Source organism: Bradyrhizobium sp. CCGUVB23 (assembly GCF_024199885.1).
In the GTDB taxonomy this organism is placed as follows: Bacteria; Pseudomonadota; Alphaproteobacteria; order Rhizobiales; family Xanthobacteraceae; genus Bradyrhizobium.
Map to the genome: position 1 here is coordinate 4,206,892 of NZ_JANADQ010000001.1, position 21,215 is coordinate 4,228,106.

Here is a 21,215-nt window from a genome sequence, read left to right on the forward strand (position 1 = left end):
GCGCTTCATGACAATTCCGCAACTGCCGGCGGTCGCTGAGGCCGCGTATCTCACCGCCGCGCTGCGCAAGGCCGGCGCGCTGGACCGCGGCGCGGTGCGCGAGGTCAAGGTGCTGTCGTCGTACGACACGATCGTGTCGCACATCCAGCGCCTCGGCCTGCGCTATGTCGGGGAGTCCAATGGGGCGCCGCAATCCCTGATCTTCAAGACGGCCCATGCGTCGTTCGCCAAGTCGCTGCCGAACGCCGGCCGGCGCGAAGTGGCCTTTTACACGCAGCTTGCACCCAAGATGCCCTTGCGCCTCGTGCCACGCTGCTTCGACGGACATTTCGACGAGGAGAGCCTCGCCTGGCATCTGACACTGGAAGATTTGACCGACAGCCACGAGATCGCGACGGCGTGGCCGTTGCCGCCATCACACAGGCAGGCGATGGGGATCGTCACCACGCTCGCGCGCATGCATGCGGCGTGGTGGGATCACCCAAGTCTCGGCGAGACGGTTGGCGTCTGGATGACCGCCGACGAGACGGCAAATCTGCTGGAGACGTTCACCGGCCACTACGACCGCTTCGCCGATGTGCTCGGCGATCGCCTCGGCGAAGAGCGGCGCGATCTCTTCCACCGCTTGCTCGCGCAATGGGGCCGGCTGTTCCAGCGTTACCATTCGCGCCGCAACGTCACCATCGTCCATGGCGACGCCCATATGTGGAATTTCCTGCTGCCGCGCGCCGCCGTTGCCGACACCGTGCGCATCTTCGATTTCGACCAGTGGCGCATCAACGTGCCGACCGGCGACCTCGCCTACATGATGGCGTTGCAATGGTATCCCGAGACCCGGCAGGCGCTCGAACGGCCGCTGCTGGACAGTTACTACGATACGCTGATCACGCACGGCGTGACCGGCTACAGCCGCGACGCGCTTCACCGCGACTATCGCCAGTCGGTGCTCTGGCACATCACCAACCCGGTCTGGCAATGGAGCGTCAACATCCCGCCGGTGATCTGGTGGAACAATCTTCAGCGGGTGCTGATGGCCGTCGATGACCTCGGCTGCGAGGAGTTTTTGGAGTGAGGGCGCCGCACGCTCGCTGTCATCGCCCGACTTGAATCGGGCGATCCAGTATTCCAGAGGCAGTGACGAATACGGAGATGCCGCGGCGTACTGGATGCCCCGGTCAAGCCGGGGCATGACACCTTCATTTACTCCATCACCGCATGCTCCGGCCCGGCCGCCTGCTTGCGCAACGCGGCCTTGGTCGAGCCGATCATCAGGGCCAGCGGGATGGTGCAGAGGATGAAGATCATCACGAGCGAGTAGTCGTGCGCGAAGGCGATGATCTGCGCCTGGATGGCGACGATCTTGTCAGCCATGGCGCGGCCGGCGTCGGTGGAGAGGTTGATCATGCCGGCTACATCAGGCATCTGCAGCGCGTGGTTGAACGGGTTAATGTGCTCGGAGAGGATCGCATAGGTCTTGCGCGAGCCCTGCGTCAGCTCGGCGATGACGATGGAGATGCCGACCGAGCTTGCGACGTTGCGGAGCAGCGTCAGCATCGAGGTGCCGTCGGTGCGCAAATCGTTCGGCAGCGTCAGGAACGACACGGTCGAGAGTGGCACGAAAACGAGACCGAAGCCAAAACCCTGGAAGATGCTGACGGTGATGATCTCCGGCGCCTGGGTCTGGTCGGTCCATCCGGTCATCTGGAACAGCGAGCCGGCGGTCAGCGTCAGCCCCGCAATGATCAGCGTGCGTGCCTCGAAATAGCGCATCATGCGCCCGACCAGCATCATGGCGAGGAAGGTGCCGAAGCCGCGGGTCGCGAGCAGTTCACCCGCGGTGATGATGGGATAGCCGATGACGTTCTGCAGGTAAGGCGAGGCCAGCGCCATGGTCGAGTACAGCACGAGTCCCATCACCGTCATGAAGATGCAGCCGGTGAGGAAGTTGCGGTCTTTGAATAGCGCGAAGCGGATGAACGGCCGCGAGGTCGTGAAGGAGTGGGCGAAGAAATAATAGAAGGCGATCGCGGAGACCACGAACTCGGTCACGATCTCGGCCGATTCGAACCAGTCGAGCTGCTCGCCGCGGTCGAGCGCGAGCTGCAGCGCGCCGATCGCAATGGCCAGCGCCGTGAAGCCGAACCAGTCGAATTTCAGGCTGAGATCCTTTTTGGTCTCGTCCATGAAGACCATCAGACCGAGCACGGTGATCACGCCGAACGGCAAATTGACGAAGAACACCCAGTGCCAGGAATAGGTCTCGGTCAGCCAGGCCCCGAGCGAGGGGCCCATGATCGGGCCCATCATCACGCCCATGCCCCAGATCGACATCGCCTTGGCGCGTTCCTGGAGCGTGTAGGAATCCAGCATCACTGCCTGCGACAGCGGCACCAGCGCGGCGCCGAACACGCCCTGCAACAGGCGGAACAGCACCATCTGGTTGATGTCCTGTGCGAGCCCGCACAGCACGGAGGCGAGTGTGAAGCCGGCCGAGCAGACGATGAAGATGCGCTTGCGGCCGTAGCGGTTGGCGATCCAGCCCACCGGTGCGGTCATGATCGCGGCGGCGACGATGTAGGAGGTCAGGACCCAGTTGATCTGGTCCTGCGAGGCCGACAGCGTGCCCTGCATGTAGGGCAAAGCGACGTTGGCGATCGTCGTGTCCAGCGCCTGCATGATGGTCGCGGTCATGGCGCAGATCGTCACCATGTTCCGGCGCAGGCCGGGAACCATCGCTGTGCTGGCGGGACCGGACATCGACGTCAGTCTTCCTTGTCCTGGTTGGCATTCGCCGACAGGCCGAGCAGGCCGGCGAGCGAGCGCTGGTGGCCGGTGTCGATGGTGGCATAGACGCTCATGCCGGCCTTCAGCTTCTTCACGAACTTGTCGCTCTCGTCGAAATAGATCCGCACCGGCACGCGCTGCACGACCTTGACGAAATTGCCGGTGGCGTTCTGCGGCGGCAGGATCGCGAACTGCGCGCCGGTGCCCGGCGACAGCGAGCCGATCTTGCCCTTGAACACATGGTTGGGGAACGCATCGACCTCGAGCGTGACTGGTTGCCCGACCGCGACATAGGTGAGGTCGCTCTCCTTCGGATTGGCGTCGACCCAGGGGTGGGCGATGTCGACGATGGAGAACACCGGCGTGCCGGCGGCGACGAAGCGGCCGAGCTGGATCTGGTCGACCTGGGTCGCCACGCCGCTCATCGGGGCACGCAGCACGGCATGGTCGAGATTGCGCTGGGCGTCATCCAGCTTGGCCTTGGCCTGCACATAGGGCGGGAACTCTTCCAGCGGCAGGTCGGGATTTCCGAGCAGCTGCGTCTTCGCGTTTGAGAGCTGCTGCTTGACGAACTGGGCCTGCGCGCCGGCCGTGACCATCGCGTTCGACGCGTTGTCCAGGTCGAGCTGCGAGCCATAATTGTTCTTCACCAGCGCCTGCTTGCGCTCGACGTCGCGCTGCTTCAGGTCCATGCCCTGCTGGGCGAGATCGAGCATCTGGCCGTAGATTTTGACGTTGGCGACGAGGTTGTCGTAGGTGGTCTTGGCTTGCGCGAGCTGCGCCTTGGCCTCCTCCACCGCGAGGCGGAACGGGACCGGATCGATCTCGAACAGCTCGTCGCCCTGCTTGACGAGCTGACCTTCCTTCACGACGACCTTGTTGATCTTGCCGGAGATGTCGGGCGTCACCAGCACCTTCTGCGCGCCGACATAGGCATCATCGGTGCCGACATAGCGGCCGCCATGCAGATAGAAGGTGATGCCGCCGATCGCGGCCGCCGCGGGCAGCACCACCATCAGCAGGAAGCGGCGATAGCGGCGCAGGCCGGCGAGCAGCCGGCGACGCGGCTCGGCCGCGAGCTTACTGGTGGGCTTGCCGCTCTGGCCGCCCTTCTGCTCGGGGGCGAATTTCAGGACCTGATCAGCCATAGCGCTGCTCCTTACGTGCTTGTTCCGCTCCACTGGTCTGGATGGCGTGACGCACGTTTTCCTTGATTGTTTCGAGTTGGGTGAGGAGACGGTGGGCGTCCGCCGGGTTGATGCCGTCGAGCGCGTTGGCCGTGAGCTCGGACTTCAGGCCGCTCATCTTGCCGAGCAGCGCGCGGCCGGCCTTCTTCAGATAGAGGCGGTTGACGCGGCGATCGCTGGCGTCGCTGCGGCGCTCGATCCAGTCATTGTCGCAGAGCTTGTCGATCAGCCGCGTCAAGGTGATCGGCTGCATCTCCAGGAGCTCGGCGAGCTCGGACTGCTTCATGCCCTCGCTGCGCTCGACCTTGGCCAGCACCGCCCACTGCGCGCGGGTGATGCCGTAGCGGGATGCCTCCTTGTCGGCATAGACCCGGAGCAGGCGATACAGCTCGCCCAGCGTGAACAGGAAGTTCTGATCGACCGACGTGCGGCTCATAAGCTTGGTCTCCAATAAGCTTTGCATATAATAAGCAAGCTTATGATTATTTCATGGCAAGTTAACGCGGCGCTGCTCCGCCACAAAAGCATGGCTGGCAGCCATTCGAAGCCGCGCCCTTTGGGTTCCCGGTCCGGAAATGCTAAAAGCCTGCGCGATGAGCCTCGTAAAGCCGGCCTTTCCCGCGCCTGACCACGATCACGGCCGCTGCACTGCGGATGCCTTGACGCATGCGGAAGCCGTCTGCGAGCAGCGCGCGCAGAAATTCACGCCGATCCGCCGCGAGGTGCTCAAGGCACTACTCTCGAGCCACCGTCCGCTTGGGGCCTATGAAGTGATCGACGAGCTTGCCAAAACGATGCCGCGGCCCGCGCCGATCACGGTCTATCGCGCGCTCGAGTTCCTGATGGCCAATAGCCTCGCGCACCGCATCGAGAGCCGTAACGCCTATCTCGCCTGCGCCCACGACCACGATGCGACCTCGGCGGTCGCGTTCCTGATCTGCGAGCGCTGCGGCCTCGTCGGCGAGATTCCGGCTGCGTCCGTCGCGCAAGGCCTCAACCAGGCTGCCCGCGCCTCCGGTTTTGCCCCCAAACTGTCTGTGGTCGAGATCACGGGCACCTGCACCCATTGTCAGAAAGCTTCTTAATCAACAAACGGCGCCAAGCCGGTCCCGGGAAGATATGTCGATCGAACCAACAAGCCCATCCGCCGGCCGCCCCCTGAGCGCCGGCGCCATCGCCCTGATGCTCATGCTGTGCCTGACCTGGGGTTTCAACCAGATCGCGGTGAAGCTGGTCATCCCGGATATCCCGCCGGTGCTGCAGGCGACCATCCGCTCGATGGGAGCGCTGCCGGTGGTGTTCATCATCGGCACCTTGCGCGGCGCAAAATTCTTCGAGCGCGACGGCACGCTTGCCGCAGGCCTCATCGCCGGGCTGATGTTCGGCCTCGAGTTCGTGCTGATCTATGAGGGCCTGCGCTTCACGCCGGCCTCGCGCGCCGTGGTCTTCCTCTACACCGCGCCGTTCTTCGTTGCGCTCGGCTCCTACCAGGTGCTGGGCGAGCGGCTCAGCGGCACGCAGTGGCTCGGGCTCGCCGTCAGCTTTGCCGGCGTGGCGCTTGCGATCGGCGTGCCGCAGCCCAACGTGGATTCACAGGTCCTGCTCGGCGACCTCATGATCGTCGGCGGCGCCGCGCTGTGGGCGGCGACCACGCTGGTCGCCAAGTCGACGCGGCTGCGCTTCGCCCCGCCGGAAAAGGCCATCGGTTACCAGGTCGCGATGTCGATCCCGATTCTGGGCCTGGCCGCGTACCTCCTGGGCGAGTCCATTCCCCATACCCCGAGCCCGCTCTCGATCACGCTGATGGTGTTCCAGGCGGTCTGGGTCGTCGGAACGACGTTCACGCTTTGGTTCGCGCTGGTGAAGGCCTATTCGGCGAGCAAATTGTCGGCTTTTACCTTCATCACCCCTTTGTTTGGCGTCGGCGCTAGCTATTTCATCCTGCATGACACCCTCAGCCTCACGTTCGGGGCCGCCGCCATCCTTGTAATTGCTGGGCTTTTTCTGGTTAACCGTCCCAGCCAAGAAGCTGCGGCCCCGCGCGATGCATTGCTGAATGTCACCAAAACCTGATATTTGGACCCCATGAACAAGCCCGAAAACACCATCGATTCCGACATCGCGGGGCCCGCGCCGCGCCACAACACCACCCAGGTCAAGGTCGGCGACGTCGCCGTCGGCGGCGGCGCGCCCATCGTCGTGCAGTCGATGACCAACACCGACACGGCCGATATCGACGGCACCATCGCCCAGGTCGCAGCGCTGTCGCGCGCCGGTTCCGAGATGGTCCGCATCACCGTGGACCGCGAGGAGGCCGCCGCCGCCGTTCCGCACATCCGCGACGGCCTGCGCAAGCGCGGCATCACCACGCCCCTGATTGGCGACTTCCATTATATCGGCCACAAGTTGCTCGCCGACTATCCGGCCTGTGCCGAAGCGCTCGACAAGTACCGCATCAATCCCGGCAATGTCGGCTTCAAGGACAAGCGCGATACGCAGTTCGCCGACATTATCGAGATCGCCAACAAGCACGACAAGCCGGTGCGCATCGGCGCCAATTGGGGCTCGCTCGACCAGGAGCTCTTGTCCAAGCTGATGGACGAGAACGCGGCCTCGGCCAATCCGCGCGATGCCCGCGCCGTGATGCGCGAAGCCATGGTGCAGTCCGCGCTGCTGTCGGCGGCGCGCGCCGAAGAGCTCGGCATGCCCAAGAACCGCATCATCCTGTCGGCCAAGGTGTCGGCGGTGCAGGATCTGATCGCGGTCTATGAGGTCCTGGCGAGCCGTTCCGACTACGCCATCCATCTCGGGCTCACCGAGGCCGGCATGGGCACCAAGGGCATCGTCGCCTCGTCCGCCGCGCTCGGCATCCTGCTGCAGCAGGGCATCGGCGACACCATCCGCATCTCGCTGACGCCGGAGCCCGGCGGCGACCGCACCCGTGAGGTGCAGGTTGCGCAGGAGCTCTTGCAGACCATGGGCTTCCGTACCTTCGTGCCGCTGGTTGCGGCCTGCCCGGGCTGCGGCCGCACCACCTCGACCACGTTCCAGGAACTCGCGCGCTCGATCCAGGATTTCATCCGTGACGAGATGCCGACCTGGAAGACGAAATATCCCGGCGTCGAAGAGCTCAACGTTGCCGTCATGGGCTGCATCGTCAACGGCCCCGGCGAATCCAAGCACGCGAATATCGGCATCTCGCTGCCCGGCACCGGCGAAGCGCCGGCTGCGCCAGTCTTCGTCGACGGCAAGAAGTTCCGCACCCTGCGCGGCCCCGGCATCGCCGCCGACTTCAAGGCGCTGGTGATCGACTACATCGACCAGCGTTACGGCCAGGGCGCCAAGGTGCCGGAGACCGCGGCGGAGTAGAACTGAGCGGAGTGATTTTGCTCCGCTGGTGCCCATTCTCCGCTGTCGTCCCGGCGCAGGCCGGGACCCATAACTCCAGGGAGAGGTTGTGGCGCGAGCTGGTAAACGCGAGTCTTCGCCAAACCCAATCCTGTGGTTATCGCGACGAGCGCAAGCGCTCGCGCGGGGGTCCCGGGCTCGCGCTACGCGCGCCCCGGGACGACGAATTGAGTTTGTGGCTCCGGATTGCGCTTCGCTCCATCCGCGCTACCATGCCCTCAATCAAAACGATTGGGAGCAACACCCATGAGCTCGCTCGCCGGCAAGCAGGGTCCGCGCTATCGCCACATGGCAGACGACGGCGCACCGTATGAGACCATCGCCGTCGAAAAACTCACGCCGATCATCGGCGCTGAAATCACCGGCGTGGACATCGGCAAGCTCGTGTCCGACGATGCGCGCTCCAACCGGCAGATGGACGAAGTCCATCGCGCGCTGGCCGAAAACCTCGTCATCTTCTTCCGGGACCAGCACATCACGCCGCAGCAGCATCTCGCCTTCGGACGCAAGTTCGGCGAGCTGCATTTTCATCCCGCCGCTCCGCATGAGGACGACGATCCCGCGCTGATGAAGATCTATGCCGACAAGAACTCGCCGCGCGCCAATGGCGAGGGTTGGCATTCCGATGTGTCCTGCGATCTCGAGCCGCCGATGGGCTCGATCCTCTACATCAAGCAATGCCCGCCGCGCGGCGGCGACACGCTGTTCGCCAACATGTATGCGGCCTATGAGGCGCTGTCGGACCGCATGAAAGCCTATCTCGACGGCCTCATCGCGCTGCATGACGGCGAGCCGATCTATCGCGGGCTCTACGCCAATTACGGCGTCGCCGACAAGCAAAGCTACCCGCATGCCGAGCACCCCGTGGTGCGCACGCACCCCGTCACGGGCAAGAAGGCCCTCTACGTCAACCGCGGCTTTACCCGCAACATCAACGGCATTCCCCGCGACGAGAGCGACGCGATGCTCGCTTATCTCTATCAGCACGCGGAAAACCCGCTGTTCCAGTGCCGCTTCCGCTGGACCGAGAACGCCATCGCCTTCTGGGACAACCGCTGCACCCAGCACCGCGCGATGTGGGACTACTGGCCGCACACACGGTCAGGGACGCGCGTGACGGTGAAGGGGGAGCGGCCGGTGTAGCGCTTGGCGTCCGTGAGGGCCATCATTGCAGCGGTCGTTGCTTCGCTTCTTCCGCTGTTGCTCGCGCCGGTCGATGCGAGGCATGCCGTACCGGCGCGGAAGATCGTGCGCGCGAAGCCCAGGCCCAATCCCAAGCTCGCGCCCGAAAAATGTGAGCCGGCCAGATTCCGCATCGTCGTGGACGTCGGCCACACCGCCGAAGCGCTTGGCGCGGACAGCGCTCGCAACGATCCCGAGTTCGCGTTCAATCTCCGGCTTGCCAGGCTCATCTCGGAGAAACTGAAGTCGGAAGGTTTTGCCACGACGCGTCTGCTGGTGACGGAAGGCCGGGCGAGGCCGAGCCTGTTCAAGCGCGTCAACGCCGCCAACGACTGGCGGGCCGATCTCTTCCTGTCGATTCATCACGACGCCGTGCCGGACAAATTTTTGGAGCAGTGGGAGTTCGAGGGCGCAAAAAGCCATTTCAGCGACCGCTTCTCCGGCTATTCGCTGTTCGTCTCGCGGCAGAACCCGCGATACGCAGCGAGCCTCGCGTTCGCCCGGCTCGTGGGTAAGGAGCTGAAGGCGCAGGACCTGACTTACGCGCACCAGTACACGCTGCCGCTGATGGGCCGCTATCGTCACGAACTGCTGGACAAGGATGTCGGGGTCTATCGCTACGACCAGCTCGTCGTGCTCTCACGCACGAGAAGCGCCGCGGTGCTGCTCGAGGCCGGCTCGATCATCAACCGTGACGAGGAGATGGCGATGAACTCGCCGGAGCGGCAGCAGATGATTGCGTCAGCGGTAGCCGCCGCCATGGAGGAATTCTGCGAGAAACGCTAGTCTGGTGCAACACCGTCATTGCGAGCGCAGCGAAGCAATCCAGACTGTCGCCGCGGAAAGACTCTGGATTGCTTCGCTGCGCTCGCAATGACGATGGGCGGAGACACCCGCCCATTCACAGCGGCACCCTCTGAAACTCCCGGTTCGCCAGGCTTGCTTCCTCCAGATCGAGATCGCGCTCGATTCGTCGCCTTGCTTCGTCGGTGATCTTGCCCTCGCGCAGGAGCTCATGGATGAACCTGCGCTCGGCACTGATCAGCTCGCGCGTCAGCGCGGTGCCGGCGGCGGAGACGTCGTGGCGGCTCGGTTCGAGCGAATCGGGAAGCTGGCTGGCGCGGATTTCGTGCCGGGCGCGCAACAGGTGCACGACCTCGCCAGACAGCTCCTTCTCCGCGGCGAGCGTATCGAGCGACCTCAGGGCGGCATCGAGCGCCTGGCGCCGTGCGGCGATCTCGGCCTCGTGCTCGGCAACGTGTTCGGAGCGGCCGGCTTGGGCCACGCCGAGCCATCGCACCACCTTGGGCAGGCCGAGGCCGACGCCGACCAGCGTGACGAAGATGACGCCAAAGGCGACGAACAGGATCAGGTCACGATAGGGGAAGGCCTGGCCGCCTGGCAGCACGAAGGGCAGCGCCAGCGCCGCCGCGAGCGACACCGCACCGCGCACGCCGGTGAAGGCCAGGGTGAACACCCATTGCCAGGGCGGCGAGGGATCGCGCCGGCGCAGGCTCGGGCTCAATATCCGCGGCAGGTAGGTTGCGGGATAGAGCCATGCAAAGCGCGCGATGACCACGATGACCACGACCACGCCAGTCGCGATCAGGATCTCGTCGAGCGGAAACGCCTTCGACTGCTCATAGAGAGCGCGCATCTGGAAACCGGTGAGCAGGAACAGGATGCCCTCGATCAGGTAGATCACGAGGTCCCAGAAGAAGATGCCCTGCAGGCGCGTCGCCGATGAAATCCACAACGGCCCGTTCCAGCTCACATAGAGCCCGCAGGCGACGGTGGCGATCACGCCGCTTCCGCCGACATGCTCGGGCAGCCAATAGGCGAGGTAGGGCGTGATCAGCGACAGCGTGATCTCGACCTGCGAGTCGCGGGCCCATTTGCGGGCGCGCAAGGAGAGCCAGCCGACCCCGATGCCGTAGGCGACCTCGCCGGCGATGATGAGGAGGAATTCGCCGGTCGCAAGCGGCAGCGAGAAGCTGCCGGTCATGATCGCGGCGAGCGCGAAGCGGTAGAGGATCAGCGCGGTGGCATCGTTGGCAAGCCCTTCGCCTTCGAGCACCACCAGGATACGGCGCGGTATGTGCAGCTTGCGTGCGATCGCAAGCGGCGCCACCACGTCGGGCGGCGCGACGATGGCACCTAACAGGAAGCCGGTGGTCCAGGGCATGCCGATCAGGAAATGCGCAGCGGTTGCCACCATCGCCGCTGTGAAGATCACGCAGCCGACCGCGAGCAGCACGATCGGGCGCAGATTGTTCCTGAACTCGCGCCAGCTCATGGCGACGCTCGCCGAGTAGATCAGCGGCGGCAGCACCAGCAGCAGCACGAGCTCCGGCGGCAGCTCGACACGCGGCATGCCCGGCACGAAGGCCAGGCCCACGCCGGCCAGCATCAAGAGGATGGCGGGCGCGATGTTGAGGCGCCGGGCCACCAGCGCCGTACCGGCGAGCACGCCGAGCAGGATCAGAAAGATCTGAAATCGCGCTTCCACCATTCTTTCACTTGGCCCGGAAGCGCGGCCGAGGTCAATGCGGCGGGATCATCCCAGCTGCGCGGCGACCGTCTTTCCGATGGAAGCGAACACCGTATCGATCTGCGCGGCGTTCGGCGTGCCGCCCTGGGTGTAGGCCGCAATCAGGATCGGCGTATCGGGCTTCGGCCACGCCACCACGATATCGCCGGAAGCGTCCTTGCCGTTGTTGCCGGTCTTGTCGCCGATCCTCCAGGTTCCCGGCAAGCCGGCGCGCAGCCGTTTTGCGCCGGTCTTGCAATTCACCATCCACTCGGTGAGTTGCGCGCGCGAAGCCGCAGACAAGGCTTCGCCGAGCACGAGCCGGCGGAAATTGCCGGCCATGGCAGAGGGCGTGGTCGTGTCGTGCGGGTCGCCCGGCGGCGAACGGTTGAGCTCGGGCTCGTTGTGGTCGAGCCGCGAGGTGGTGTCGCCGAGCGAGCGCCAGAACGCGGTGAGTGCCGCCGGTCCCCCGATCCGCGCCAGCAGGAGATTGGCGCAGGTGTTGTCGCTGAGCTCGACACTGGCCTTGCACATGTCGGCGACTGACATTGCGCCTTTCGAAAGGTTCTCCCTCGCCACCGGCGCATAGTCGAGCAGGTCGTCCCGGCCATAGCCGATCATCGCCGAAAGCTGGTCCTCGCCGCGATCGACCCGCGCCAGCACGCAGGCCGCCAGCGATGCCTTGAACGTAGAGCACATGACAAACCGCTCGTCGGCGCGCCAGCCGAGCTTTTTGCCGGAGCTGAGATTTTCAGCATAGAAGCCGACCCGCCCGCCGCTCTCGCGCTCGTAGGTTTCAAGTGCAGGCGGTGCGCCTTCAGCAAATACGGGACGTGCGGCCAGCGCGCACAAAGAAGCGAGCAGGGAACGACGATCGAGCAGCATGGGGATCTTTCAGGCAGGATTGGGGTGAGGCATTGCGGAGATGTCATGAGTGCGCTCACGACGGTGTCATTGATTGTTCTGACAAATCTATGGCGACACGTCGCTCATCGCGCTGGTGTGAACGCGTCGCCGCGAAATGCAGTAACGAAGCACGGTGCGGTGTGCGATCTCTCCCGCCGTCATTGCGAGGAGCGCAGCGACGAAGCAATCCAGACTGTCTCCGCGCAAGAATCTGGATTGCTTCGCTTCGCTCGCAATGACGGAAAAATTGAGGAACGTCTTCGATCGCGACGCCCAACCGCCGCGGCCGCCGTCCCTCAATCCTTCAGATCATACCGATACGACTTCGACACGATCTGCCAGCCGTCGGCGAGCTTCATCGCCACGAGATAGTCGGTGAAGTAGCGCGGCGGCAGTTGGCATTTGGCCTTGATGAAGGCGGTCTTGTCGTCCGAGCGGTCGATGGTGACGATGAAATCCTCGCGCGGCTTGCCTTCCGACTTTGCGGAGGCGCGCTTGCGCACCCAGGCGAGCCAGTCCGGCACCGTCAGGATCTTGAGCTCGCCCTTTTCCACCCAGCGCAGATCGGCGGAGGGATGGAACACCGCGCCGAGTTTGTCGGCGTCGCCTTCATAGAGCGCATCGAAATAGCCTTGCACCACGGCCTCGACACTCGAACGGTCATACCCCATGCTTCTCTCCTTCCCTGGCACGTTGCCGCGACGAGAGAACGTAGGGCGGACCTCGCGAAACCGCCAGCGTTTTGCTCGCGAAAAGCTGATCGGCACAGGCTGGCCGACCCGCTAGATTGTCATGCCGCATTCCGCGCTGGAGAAAGATCGTGACAAGCTCGACAAGCCGTCGCCGCCTCGCTGGGAAATGTTACTGCGGCGCCGTGCAGTACGACGTCGCGGATGAATTCGTCTATGCGCTGAATTGCCATTGTTCGGATTGCCGCCGCACCACCGGCTCCGCCTTCAAGCCGTTCGCGGGGATCGAGCGGCACAAGTTCTGCGTGGTCGCGGGCGAGGATGCGCGGCTGATCTATGGCGACGAGATGACTCATGATGCGCATTGCGCCCGCTGTGGCTCGCTGCTTTATTCGGTGGTGCGCGAGGGGCACTGGGTCCACGTGACCATGGGAACCCTGCTCGACGATCCCTCGATCCGCCCCACTGCGCATATGTTCGTCGGCTCGAAGGCGCCCTGGTACGAGATCACGGACAATCTGCCGCAGCACCGCGGGCACGTCGGAGCCGGCTGAGCGGGCCGGAAACGCCTGATCCTGCGAACCGCTACCCTTCTGGCGACACTAACAAAAAGGGCTTTGCTCGCGAGCTGTCGCGCCCTTCGTGACCTCGGTTACAAGCTGTGGACCCGGTCACAAGCTGTGAGTCACAAGCTGTGACCTTCGTCACAAGCGGATGACGCGGATGTTGCTAGGTAGATCCAAAAGGGAGCTGGAAGTTCCGTCATGCGCAGCCTGTTCAGATTTTGCCCGCTTCTCCTCGTGCTCGCGCTGCTGCTCGGCGCCGGGCCCGCCTTTGCCGGCAAGCGCGTCGCGCTGGTGCTCTCCAATTCCGCCTATCAGAATGCGCCGCAGCTCGCGAATCCCGACAATGACGGGGCCGTCATCGCGAAGACGCTGAAGGAGGCCGGGTTCGATGTGGTCGACGCCCGCCACGACCTGCCGGCGCTGGAGACCCGCCGCGCGCTGCGCGAATTCGCCGACTCCGCGCGCGATGCCGATATCGCCGTCGTCTATTATGCCGGCCACGGCATCGAGGTTGACGGCGCAAACTATCTGATCCCCGTCGACGCCAAGCTCGAGCGCGACACCGACGTCTATGACGAAGCGCTGTCACTGGACCGCGTCCTGGTCGCGATCGAGCCGGCCAAGCAGCTTCGTCTGGTGATCCTCGACGCCTGCCGCGACAATCCCTTCGGCAAGACCATGAAACGCACGATCGCCTCGCGCGGGATCGGGCGCGGCCTCGCCCAGGTCGAGCCGACCAGCCCCAACACGCTGATTGCATATTCGGCCAAGGCCGGCTCCACGGCCCAGGACGGCGACGGCAGCAACAGCCCGTTCACGATCGCGCTGGCGAAGCATCTGACGACGCCAGGCCTCGACGTGCGCCGTGCCTTCGGCTTCGTGCGCGACGACGTCTTGAAGACCACCAACTACAAGCAGGAGCCGTTCGTGTACGGCTCGCTCGGCGGCGACGACGTGCCGCTGGTGCCGGCCAAGATCGCGGCGGTCGCGCCGGCCCAGCCGGCCGTCAATGCGCAGGCCGAGGTGCGGCGCGACTATGAGCTCGCGCTCCAGGTCGGCAACAAGGCGGCGTGGGATGCCTTCCTGGTCCAGCATCCGAACGGCTTCTATTCGAGCCTGGCAAAACTCCAGCTCGACAAGATCGCGGCCGAAGAGGCGCATGCGGCGGCGACCGCCAAGGCGAAGCAGGCGGAAGCCGAGCGCGATCGTCTTGCCGCAGCCGGGGCGCAGAAGGAGGAGCAGGCCAAGGCCGAGGCCGATGCAAAGGCTGCCGAGCAGGCGCAGCTCACCGCCCAGAAGGCCAAGGAGCAGGCGCAGCAGCAGGCGGCCGCCGCCGAGCAGCAGCGCGTCAATCTGGCTGGCGCTGCGCCCGACGGCTCGACCGTCAAGGCGAACAATCCACCCGGCACCAACGTTGCCGCGCTGACACCGAGCGCACCAGCCGACCTGACCCGCTCGGTGCAGACCGAGCTCGGCCGCGTCGGCTGCTTCTCAGGTCGAGCCGACGGCAACTGGAATACGGCCTCGCAGCGCTCGCTGTCGCAGTTCAACCGCTACGCCGGCACCAAGCTCGACGTGAAGGTCGCAAGCACCGATGCGCTCGACGCGGTCAAGGCCAAGCCGTCGCGGGTCTGCCCGCGGGTCTGCGATCGCGGCTTCAGGGCGGATGGCGACAAGTGCACCAAGATCGTATGCGGCGACGGCTATGTGCTGAACGACGACAATGAATGCGAGAAGAAGCGCGGCAAGCCGCCCGCGAGCACCGCCAAGCGCGACGACGGCCAGCAGCAGGATCGTCCGGCAAAACAGCGTCCACAGGCTGGCGCCGCCGCTGCGGCGGCCGGAGGCCGCGCCTCGGGAGGCAGCGGTCAGATCTATTGCAACGACCTCATCTGCCGCCCGGTCAAGCGCGGCTGTCATCTCGGATTTCGCGGTGGCGGTGGCTATGGCGCCGACCCCAACCCGGAGATCTGCGACTGAGCTCCCTGACGTCGTCCTGGCTTTCGCCAGGACGACTCCAAGGATGCAGCCTACGTCGCGATCGCGCTTGCCGCGATGTTCACCGTCAGTGCCAGCAACGCCGTATTGTAGATGAACGAGACGATGCCGTGCGCGGTCGCGGTGCGGCGGATGGTCTTGTCGGTGATGCCGACGTCGGAGACCTGTGCGGTCATGCCGATCACGAAGGAAAAATAGACGAAGTCCCAGTAGTCGGCGTGGTCGTCCTTGTCGCCGCTCGGAAATTGCAGGCCGCCCGGCTTGGCGTGGCGGTAGTAGTCGTGGGCGTAATGCAGCGCGAAGGTCGTGTGCACGGCAGCCCATGACAGCGCGATGGTCGAGATCGCGAGCGAGAGTTCGCCGACGCCGCGATGGGTGCCGAGTTCGGCAACGATGGCCGCGATGCTCGCGAATGCGCCCATCGCTATCACCAGCAGCAGTACGAAGCGGCCGTCGTCCTGCATGACGGCGGCCCGGCGGATGTGGCTGTGGTCCTGGTTCAGCATCATGCTGTAGACGAGCACGAGATAGACCGTGATCAGCGCGTCCCAGCCGAGCAAGAGCCGTGTCACCAGCCGCAACGAGCCGGGCAGCAGCAGGCAGACGAGAACGCCGACGCCGAGCGCGATGAAGGTCCGCGGCCGCGCATAAACCACGCGCACCGGTCGCGACATCTTGCGGAAGCGGATGAGGACGGGATCTTCTTGGTCCATGGCCTTCAATGTCCCGGACTGCCGCCGCGTTGCAGGTGCACTCCCTCTCCCGCTTGCGGGTGAGGGCTGGTCAATTTCGTCCTTGAAAGCCTAGTTCTTCCGCTCCGCCACGAACCGCGCTGCTGCCTGCAGCACCGCGGCGCGGTCGCCGAAGATCGAGACGGCGGCGTCCGCGCGCGCGAGCAGGTCACTCACGCGCTGCTTGGCGCCCTCGATGCCGAGCTGGGTGACGAAGGTGGTCTTGCCAAGCGCTGCGTCCTGGCCCGAGGGCTTGCCGAGCGCCGCCGCATCGCCCTCGACGTCGAGCAGGTCGTCGGCGATCTGGAAGGCTTCGCCGAGCGCGCGGCCGTAATCGTCGAGCGCCTGATACTCCTTCGCGGTGGCTTGTCCCAGGATCGCGCCGGCGATGCAGCCATAGCGCAACAGCGCGCCGGTCTTCATCTGCTGGATGCGTGCGACGTCGACCGGCTCGCGATCGCCGAAGCGGCCTTCACCGGCGAGATCGAGCATCTGCCCGCCGACCATGCCGCCGATGCCGGCGCAGCGCGCCAGCGCGCGCGTGAGCAGGAGCCGGACATTGGCGTCGCGATGGATCTCGTCGCGGGTGACGATGTCGAAGGCGAGCGTCAAGAGCCCGTCGCCGGCGAGGATCGCGGTGGCGTCGTCGGTCTGCTTGTGCAGCGTCGGGCGTCCGCGGCGCAGGTCGGAATTGTCCATCGACGGCAGATCGTCATGGATCAGCGAATAGCAGTGGATGCACTCGAGCGCGGCGCCCACGAGCAAGGCGGCCTCGCGCGGCACGTCGAACACCGCGGCGCTCTCGACCACCAGGAACGGCCGCAGGCGTTTGCCCCCGCCGAGGCTCGAATAGCGCATCGCGTCCATCAGCCGCTTGGGGCGCGCGATCTCGTCTGGCAGGATGTCGTCCGACAACAGCCTGGCCAGCAGGGCCTCGGTATCGTCAGCGGTCTTGTCCAGGCGTTTAGCGAAATCGGACGGGGTCGTGCCGGTCATCAAGAAGGGCTCCAGAACTAAAATTCGGCCGGACAATCCTTTATGCGGGCGCTTCCGTCAATCACTTGGAACGCCTTAAAACTGCTGGAAAAGCCCCGAATTATCACAGGCTTAATCGCCGGGCCGGTTCATCACTTCCATTTTGGCGCAGGACAAGGTCGATTTTTCGCATCGTCAAAACCCTGGCTCTGGTGCTGACCGTTGCGGCGCTCCTGCCCTATCTGATTGCGCCATTCTACCGTGCCGGCCACCCGGTCTCGACGCTGATGGTCTGGCGCTCCCTTCGCGGTGCTCCGATGCAGCGGCAGTGGATCGAACTTTCGGCGATGTCGCCCTATTTGCCGCGCGCGGTGGTCGGGGCTGAAGATGCCCATTTCTGCAAGCATCACGGCATCGACTGGGGCGCGCTGCGCGAGGCGATCGACGATGCGCAAGAGGACGGAACGCCGTTCCGCGGCGCCTCCACCATCACCCAGCAGGTGGCCAAAAACCTGTTCCTCTGGCAGGGACGGGATCCTATCCGGAAAGTGCTGGAGTTTCCGCTGGCGCTGTGGATCGACTTCGTTCTGCCGAAACACCGGATTCTCGAGATTTACCTGAATATTGCCGAGCTCGGCCCTCAGGGGCAGTTCGGGGTAGAAGCGGGCAGCGCCTATGCCTTCGGCAAGTCCGCAGCCAGTCTCTCGCCCCGGGAGTCGGGGCTTTTGGCCGCGATCCTGCCAAACCCGGTCAAACGCAGCGCCCGTACGCCGGGACCGGGGGTGCGGCGGCTGGCGGTGACCTATATGGCGCGGGCGCAGGCCGTTTCGACCTGTTGGCGGGAAAATCGCGGATTTTGAGCCCATTTCGGGTGCTTTTTCCGCCCCAAAACCCTAGCTTTACGAGCAGCCTTCCTCTATAAGCCCGGCCTTGATCAGCATTCAGCTCGCCCCGTTTGCGGGTGCTGAGCCGTCCGGAAGGCCGGACGATGCCCCGAACACCAATCCCTAGAGGATATTTATAATGGCCGTTCCGAGAAGAAAAACCTCGCCGTCGCGCCGTGGCATGCGCCGCTCGGCTGACGCGCTGAAGAAGCCAACCTATGTCGAGGACAAGGACTCCGGCGAGCTCCGCCGCCCGCACCATCTCGACCTCAAGACCGGCATGTACAAGGGCCGGCAGGTCCTGAAGAAGAAAGAGTCCTGAGGCCGGCGTATCAACAGGCGAGGCGATTGACCCGCCTGGATTCGGCCAATCAGTGAGTTAAGACGGTGACGGCGGCGGAGCAAACGCTTCGCCGCCGCATTGTCCTGCCCGGATGTCTCGATCAGGAAGGCGCGCACGCGATGGTCGGTTTCCCGCTGCTTCTCATTCCGCTCGCGGTCTACAACATCATCGTGTTCCTGATGCACGACGTGTCCTTCACGGCCGTGCTTTTCAAGGTGCCGATGCTTGAGGGCCAGGTCTGGCCGGTGACGCTGAGTGACCTGCTGCTGGCACTCGGTGTGGTGCTGCTGCTGCTCGAGATCGTCAAGGGCGCGCGGCCCGGCGCGAAATTCCTGATGGACCATCTGCTGTCGCTGATCGTGTTCGGCGCGGCCGCGGCCGAATTCGTCATGTGGCCGGAGAAGTTCGGCAACTCCACCTTTTTCCTGCTTGTGCTGCTTGCGATGGCCGATTTCTTCGGCGGCGTCGCCCAGCGTACCCGTCGCCGCGCCTATGTGACCGAGGCAGCGCCCGCACCGCGCAAGGCGCGCCGTCAGGTCGAGGAGGAGGCGGACGAGCCGGTCGTCGAGCCGCGCATGGCGCCTGCACCGCAACCCGCACCGGTCGTGCCTCCTGCACCCGCGCCATCCGCGCAGTCCGTCGCCGAGTCCGTGCTGATGGATCCCCCCGCGCCAAAAGCACCGCAAGCCGCGCCCTCGCCGGAAATCCCTTCGCCGCATCTGCAGCCGAGCAACGGCACGCCGACGTCGCCGGATACGCCGCAGCGCTGATCGCGCTAAGGGTGCCTCGCGGCTCGGATTGCGAAACTAACCAACGTCCTTCATGCCACCTGGCGCGTCCTGGCGCTCACGGTGCCCAGCGGGCGCTTATGGCCATAGGCCATGTTCGCATCGGCGGGGCTCGCCCGGCGCAGCCGGCTCGCCTGCGGCAGGTGCTCGGCATTGGCGATGAGCTGGGTGACGAAGCTCGGGTCGGGGCGGGGCAGCACCACCACCTTGTGCGCCAATGCGAGCGTCGGGGTCAGCAGGACCAGGGCGGTCCCGGTGCCGCCTTCCGCTTCCTCTGCTCGGTCCGTACTCACCATCGCAAACACCGTTAATCCGGCTCGAAATCCGGCGAGACTGTCGCGTTTCGGGACGCGGGTCGCCGTGCGTGTGAGGTACTCGCAAGGTCTATGCCGGCGGGGCCGTTCTGGTTCCGGACCAGCTTCGAAACGTGGTTTCCAAATTGTTTATGAACTTTGCCTAGGGTCAAAGCCGAATCTCGCTTTATCCTCAGGAGTGCGAGACCGTCTCCGCTGTCCCGAAACGAGGCGCCTTTGACCGCTGCCCTGCCGCAAGCCTCCGACATCCTGGCCTCCCTCGGCGAGGCCGTCTTCATCTGGGATATCGCGAGCGATGCGATTCAGTGGGGCGAGCAGGTCGGTTCCGTCTTCCCCGGCATCCCCGCCGAGCGGCTGGCGACCGGCGCGGACTTCGCCCGCCTGATCGAGCCGTCGCAGTCGCTGCGCACGGCCGCCCTGGCCCAGTCGCCGGCCGTGCACGGCGCCGACGGCACGCCCTACCGTGCCGAATATGGCGTGCGCATGAGCGCTTCCGACCCCGTGGTCTGGATCGAGGAGACCGGCCGGTGGTTCGCAGGTCCCGATGGCCGGCCGGTCCGTGCGATCGGCGCCGTCCGCATCAACAATGAGCGCCACGCCCGCGACGAAGAGCTTGCAAAGCTCGCCCGGCTCGATCCCCTGACCGGCGAGCTCAACCGCACGCATCTGATCGCGGCGCTCGCCGAGGCGATCGAGGAGTCAATCCGCTTCCGCTCCTCCAGCGCCTTCATGCTGGTCGGGATCGATCATCTCGCCCGCGTCAACGACGCCTTCGGCTTCGACGTTGCGGACGCCGTGATCCTCGACGTGGCAAAACGCATTCGCGCGCGGCTTCGCGGCGGCGACGTGCTCGGGCGCTTCTCAGGCAACAAGTTCGGCCTCATCTTGAAGAACTGCACCATTGACGACATGAACGTCGCCGCCGAGCGCTTCCTTGCCGGCATTCGCGACGAAGTGGTGCCGACCAAGTCGGGCCCGGTTTCGGTCACCGCCTCGATCGGCGCGGTCGGCGTTCCCCGCTATGCCCGCAACACCGATGAAGCGATCAACCGCGCGCACGAGACGCTGGATGCCGCCAAACGCCGCCGCGCCGGCTCGTTCGGTACCTGGCGGCCGAATGCAGAGCGCGACGCGCAGCGCCGCGTCAACATCCGTGTCACCGACGAGATCGTCACCGCGCTGAACGACCGTCGCATCGTGCTCGCCTATGAGCCGGTCGTCTCGGCCGCGACGCGCGACGGCGCATTCTATGAATGCCTGGTGCGGATGGAGCAGGGCGACGGGCGGACGCTGCTCGCGCCCGACATCGTGCCGGTGGCCGAGCGGCTCGGCCTCATCCGCCTCGTCGACCATCGCGTGCTCGAGCTCGTCGTCGCCGAGCTTGCCGCCTCGCCCGAGGTCAGGCTCAGCCTCAACATCTCGCCCGATACCACCATGGATCCCGACTGGTGGGCGGGAATCGAATCGCTGATGCAGGCCCATCCGGGCGTTGCCGAGCGGCTGATCGTCGAGATCACCGAGACGGTGGCGATCCAGGACATCGACGACGTCCGCGCCTTCGTCGGCCGTCTCAAGCATTTCGGCAGCCGCATCGCCATCGACGATTTCGGTGCCGGCTACACCTCGTTCCGCAACCTGCGCAAGCTCGGCGTCGACATCGTCAAGATCGACGGCGCCTTCGTGCAGAACATCACCCGTTCCGCCGACGATCGCGCCTTCGTGCAGACCCTGCTCGACCTCGCGCGCCGCCTCGACATCAAGACCGTCGCCGAATGGGTGCAGGACGAGGAAGCGGCAAACATGCTGCGCGACTGGGGCTGCGACTACATCCAGGGCCGCCTGATCGGCCTCGCCTCAGCCGAGCGGCCGTGGGGGGTGTCGCCCGATCGCGTGATGCCGGCCATAGGATAGCGGCCCGCCTGTGGCGCCT

General features: G+C 65.1%; 21 protein-coding genes. 12 read left to right on the forward strand and 9 right to left on the reverse strand.

Annotated features, from left to right (window positions below):
* Window positions 1-7 precede the first annotated feature (7 nt).
* On the forward strand, window positions 8-1,072 hold the full coding sequence (locus tag NLN62_RS19200; RefSeq protein ID WP_254109846.1) for an ecdysteroid 22-kinase family protein: 1,065 nt from the start codon (window positions 8-10) through the stop codon (window positions 1,070-1,072).
* A 128-nt stretch (window positions 1,073-1,200) separates the two neighbouring features.
* On the opposite strand, the gene NLN62_RS19205 is transcribed toward NLN62_RS19200, so the two are convergent.
* The 3 genes from NLN62_RS19205 to NLN62_RS19215 are packed head-to-tail and all read right to left on the reverse strand — an operon-like array spanning window position 1,201 to window position 4,407.
* Entirely contained in the window at window positions 1,201-2,757 is a 1,557-nt protein-coding gene (locus NLN62_RS19205) for an MDR family MFS transporter (RefSeq protein WP_027524011.1), read from the reverse strand.
* A 5-nt stretch (window positions 2,758-2,762) separates the two neighbouring features.
* Window positions 2,763-3,932 (reverse strand): HlyD family secretion protein, encoded by a 1,170-nt coding sequence (locus NLN62_RS19210; protein WP_254109847.1) that lies wholly within the window; start codon window positions 3,930-3,932, stop codon window positions 2,763-2,765.
* On the reverse strand, window positions 3,925-4,407 hold the full coding sequence (locus tag NLN62_RS19215) for a MarR family winged helix-turn-helix transcriptional regulator (RefSeq protein ID WP_027524013.1): 483 nt from the start codon (window positions 4,405-4,407) through the stop codon (window positions 3,925-3,927). The genes NLN62_RS19210 and NLN62_RS19215 overlap by 8 nt, the downstream gene beginning before the upstream one ends.
* A gap of 157 nt (window positions 4,408-4,564) precedes the next feature.
* On the opposite strand from NLN62_RS19215, the gene NLN62_RS19220 reads away from it, so the two are divergent.
* From NLN62_RS19220 to NLN62_RS19240, 5 genes are all read left to right on the forward strand, one after another.
* Complete coding sequence (locus tag NLN62_RS19220) at window positions 4,565-5,056, forward strand: Fur family transcriptional regulator (RefSeq protein WP_027524014.1); 492 nt, start codon at window positions 4,565-4,567, stop codon at window positions 5,054-5,056.
* A 34-nt stretch (window positions 5,057-5,090) separates the two neighbouring features.
* Entirely contained in the window at window positions 5,091-6,044 is a 954-nt protein-coding gene (locus NLN62_RS19225) for a DMT family transporter (RefSeq protein WP_371932999.1), read from the forward strand.
* Window positions 6,045-6,056: 12 nt separating this feature from the next.
* Window positions 6,057-7,340 (forward strand): flavodoxin-dependent (E)-4-hydroxy-3-methylbut-2-enyl-diphosphate synthase, encoded by a 1,284-nt coding sequence (gene ispG, locus NLN62_RS19230; protein ID WP_027524016.1) that lies wholly within the window; start codon window positions 6,057-6,059, stop codon window positions 7,338-7,340.
* A 285-nt stretch (window positions 7,341-7,625) separates the two neighbouring features.
* Complete coding sequence (locus NLN62_RS19235) at window positions 7,626-8,522, forward strand: TauD/TfdA family dioxygenase (protein ID WP_027524017.1); 897 nt, start codon at window positions 7,626-7,628, stop codon at window positions 8,520-8,522.
* Between the two features lie 3 nt (window positions 8,523-8,525).
* Window positions 8,526-9,347 carry an N-acetylmuramoyl-L-alanine amidase gene (locus NLN62_RS19240; RefSeq protein ID WP_254109848.1) on the forward strand — a complete coding sequence of 274 codons (822 nt, stop codon included), beginning with the start codon at window positions 8,526-8,528 and terminating at the stop codon, window positions 9,345-9,347.
* A gap of 115 nt (window positions 9,348-9,462) precedes the next feature.
* Here the strand turns inward: NLN62_RS19240 and NLN62_RS19245 are convergent, their stop codons facing one another.
* The 3 genes from NLN62_RS19245 to NLN62_RS19255 all read right to left on the reverse strand — a co-directional run bounded on the left by NLN62_RS19245 (window position 9,463) and on the right by NLN62_RS19255 (window position 12,668).
* Window positions 9,463-11,070 (reverse strand): Na+/H+ antiporter, encoded by a 1,608-nt coding sequence (locus tag NLN62_RS19245; protein WP_254109849.1) that lies wholly within the window; start codon window positions 11,068-11,070, stop codon window positions 9,463-9,465.
* Window positions 11,071-11,118: 48 nt separating this feature from the next.
* Window positions 11,119-11,976: a class A beta-lactamase gene (gene bla / locus NLN62_RS19250; RefSeq protein ID WP_027524020.1), complete on the reverse strand. Its 858-nt coding sequence runs from the start codon at window positions 11,974-11,976 to the stop codon at window positions 11,119-11,121.
* Between the two features lie 317 nt (window positions 11,977-12,293).
* On the reverse strand, window positions 12,294-12,668 hold the full coding sequence (locus tag NLN62_RS19255; RefSeq protein ID WP_027524022.1) for a nuclear transport factor 2 family protein: 375 nt from the start codon (window positions 12,666-12,668) through the stop codon (window positions 12,294-12,296).
* Window positions 12,669-12,817: 149 nt separating this feature from the next.
* On the opposite strand from NLN62_RS19255, the gene NLN62_RS19260 reads away from it, so the two are divergent.
* Both NLN62_RS19260 and NLN62_RS19265 read left to right on the forward strand, forming a co-directional pair.
* The gene (locus NLN62_RS19260) at window positions 12,818-13,240 is read left to right on the forward strand and encodes a GFA family protein (protein WP_027524023.1); all 423 of its coding nucleotides are present in this window, start codon (window positions 12,818-12,820) and stop codon (window positions 13,238-13,240) included.
* 210 nt (window positions 13,241-13,450) lie between these two features.
* A complete protein-coding gene (locus NLN62_RS19265; protein WP_254109850.1) occupies window positions 13,451-15,232 on the forward strand; it encodes a caspase family protein in 1,782 nt (593 codons plus the stop codon).
* 50 nt (window positions 15,233-15,282) lie between these two features.
* On the opposite strand, the gene NLN62_RS19270 is transcribed toward NLN62_RS19265, so the two are convergent.
* Both NLN62_RS19270 and NLN62_RS19275 read right to left on the reverse strand, forming a co-directional pair.
* Window positions 15,283-15,963, reverse strand: a complete 681-nt coding sequence (locus NLN62_RS19270; protein ID WP_035662844.1) for a DUF1345 domain-containing protein — start codon at window positions 15,961-15,963, stop codon at window positions 15,283-15,285.
* Between the two features lie 90 nt (window positions 15,964-16,053).
* Entirely contained in the window at window positions 16,054-16,977 is a 924-nt protein-coding gene (locus NLN62_RS19275; RefSeq protein WP_027524026.1) for a polyprenyl synthetase family protein, read from the reverse strand.
* A 161-nt stretch (window positions 16,978-17,138) separates the two neighbouring features.
* On the opposite strand from NLN62_RS19275, the gene mtgA reads away from it, so the two are divergent.
* The 3 genes from mtgA to NLN62_RS19290 all read left to right on the forward strand — a co-directional run bounded on the left by mtgA (window position 17,139) and on the right by NLN62_RS19290 (window position 18,953).
* A complete protein-coding gene (mtgA, locus tag NLN62_RS19280) occupies window positions 17,139-17,816 on the forward strand; it encodes a monofunctional biosynthetic peptidoglycan transglycosylase (RefSeq protein ID WP_035662871.1) in 678 nt (225 codons plus the stop codon).
* 163 nt (window positions 17,817-17,979) lie between these two features.
* Complete coding sequence (rpmF, locus tag NLN62_RS19285) at window positions 17,980-18,162, forward strand: 50S ribosomal protein L32 (RefSeq protein WP_024509484.1); 183 nt, start codon at window positions 17,980-17,982, stop codon at window positions 18,160-18,162.
* A 140-nt stretch (window positions 18,163-18,302) separates the two neighbouring features.
* Window positions 18,303-18,953 carry a hypothetical protein gene (locus NLN62_RS19290; RefSeq protein ID WP_254113548.1) on the forward strand — a complete coding sequence of 217 codons (651 nt, stop codon included), beginning with the start codon at window positions 18,303-18,305 and terminating at the stop codon, window positions 18,951-18,953.
* Between the two features lie 50 nt (window positions 18,954-19,003).
* Here the strand turns inward: NLN62_RS19290 and NLN62_RS19295 are convergent, their stop codons facing one another.
* On the reverse strand, window positions 19,004-19,267 hold the full coding sequence (locus NLN62_RS19295; protein ID WP_254109851.1) for a hypothetical protein: 264 nt from the start codon (window positions 19,265-19,267) through the stop codon (window positions 19,004-19,006).
* A gap of 234 nt (window positions 19,268-19,501) precedes the next feature.
* Here NLN62_RS19295 and NLN62_RS19300 point away from each other — a divergent pair, with 234 nt between their 5' ends.
* The gene (locus NLN62_RS19300) at window positions 19,502-21,196 is read left to right on the forward strand and encodes a bifunctional diguanylate cyclase/phosphodiesterase (protein WP_254109852.1); all 1,695 of its coding nucleotides are present in this window, start codon (window positions 19,502-19,504) and stop codon (window positions 21,194-21,196) included.
* Window positions 21,197-21,215 lie beyond the last annotated feature (19 nt).

Coding starts and splice junctions, on each gene's coding strand:
- bla (WP_027524020.1), bottom strand. CDS start 11,976: ATGCTGCTCGATCGTCGTTCCCTGCTCGCTTCTTTGTGCGCGCTGGCC.
- NLN62_RS19270 (WP_035662844.1), bottom strand. CDS start 15,963: ATGGACCAAGAAGATCCCGTCCTCATCCGCTTCCGCAAGATGTCGCGA.
- NLN62_RS19295 (WP_254109851.1), bottom strand. CDS start 19,267: ATGGTGAGTACGGACCGAGCAGAGGAAGCGGAAGGCGGCACCGGGACC.
- NLN62_RS19265 (WP_254109850.1), top strand. CDS start 13,451: ATGCGCAGCCTGTTCAGATTTTGCCCGCTTCTCCTCGTGCTCGCGCTG.
- ispG (WP_027524016.1), top strand. CDS start 6,057: ATGAACAAGCCCGAAAACACCATCGATTCCGACATCGCGGGGCCCGCG.
- NLN62_RS19205 (WP_027524011.1), bottom strand. CDS start 2,757: ATGTCCGGTCCCGCCAGCACAGCGATGGTTCCCGGCCTGCGCCGGAAC.
- NLN62_RS19210 (WP_254109847.1), bottom strand. CDS start 3,932: ATGGCTGATCAGGTCCTGAAATTCGCCCCCGAGCAGAAGGGCGGCCAG.
- NLN62_RS19255 (WP_027524022.1), bottom strand. CDS start 12,668: ATGGGGTATGACCGTTCGAGTGTCGAGGCCGTGGTGCAAGGCTATTTC.
- rpmF (WP_024509484.1), top strand. CDS start 17,980: ATGGCCGTTCCGAGAAGAAAAACCTCGCCGTCGCGCCGTGGCATGCGC.
- NLN62_RS19275 (WP_027524026.1), bottom strand. CDS start 16,977: ATGACCGGCACGACCCCGTCCGATTTCGCTAAACGCCTGGACAAGACC.
- NLN62_RS19220 (WP_027524014.1), top strand. CDS start 4,565: ATGAGCCTCGTAAAGCCGGCCTTTCCCGCGCCTGACCACGATCACGGC.
- NLN62_RS19290 (WP_254113548.1), top strand. CDS start 18,303: ATGGTCGGTTTCCCGCTGCTTCTCATTCCGCTCGCGGTCTACAACATC.
- NLN62_RS19225 (WP_371932999.1), top strand. CDS start 5,091: ATGTCGATCGAACCAACAAGCCCATCCGCCGGCCGCCCCCTGAGCGCC.
- NLN62_RS19215 (WP_027524013.1), bottom strand. CDS start 4,407: ATGAGCCGCACGTCGGTCGATCAGAACTTCCTGTTCACGCTGGGCGAG.
- NLN62_RS19235 (WP_027524017.1), top strand. CDS start 7,626: ATGAGCTCGCTCGCCGGCAAGCAGGGTCCGCGCTATCGCCACATGGCA.
- NLN62_RS19200 (WP_254109846.1), top strand. CDS start 8: ATGACAATTCCGCAACTGCCGGCGGTCGCTGAGGCCGCGTATCTCACC.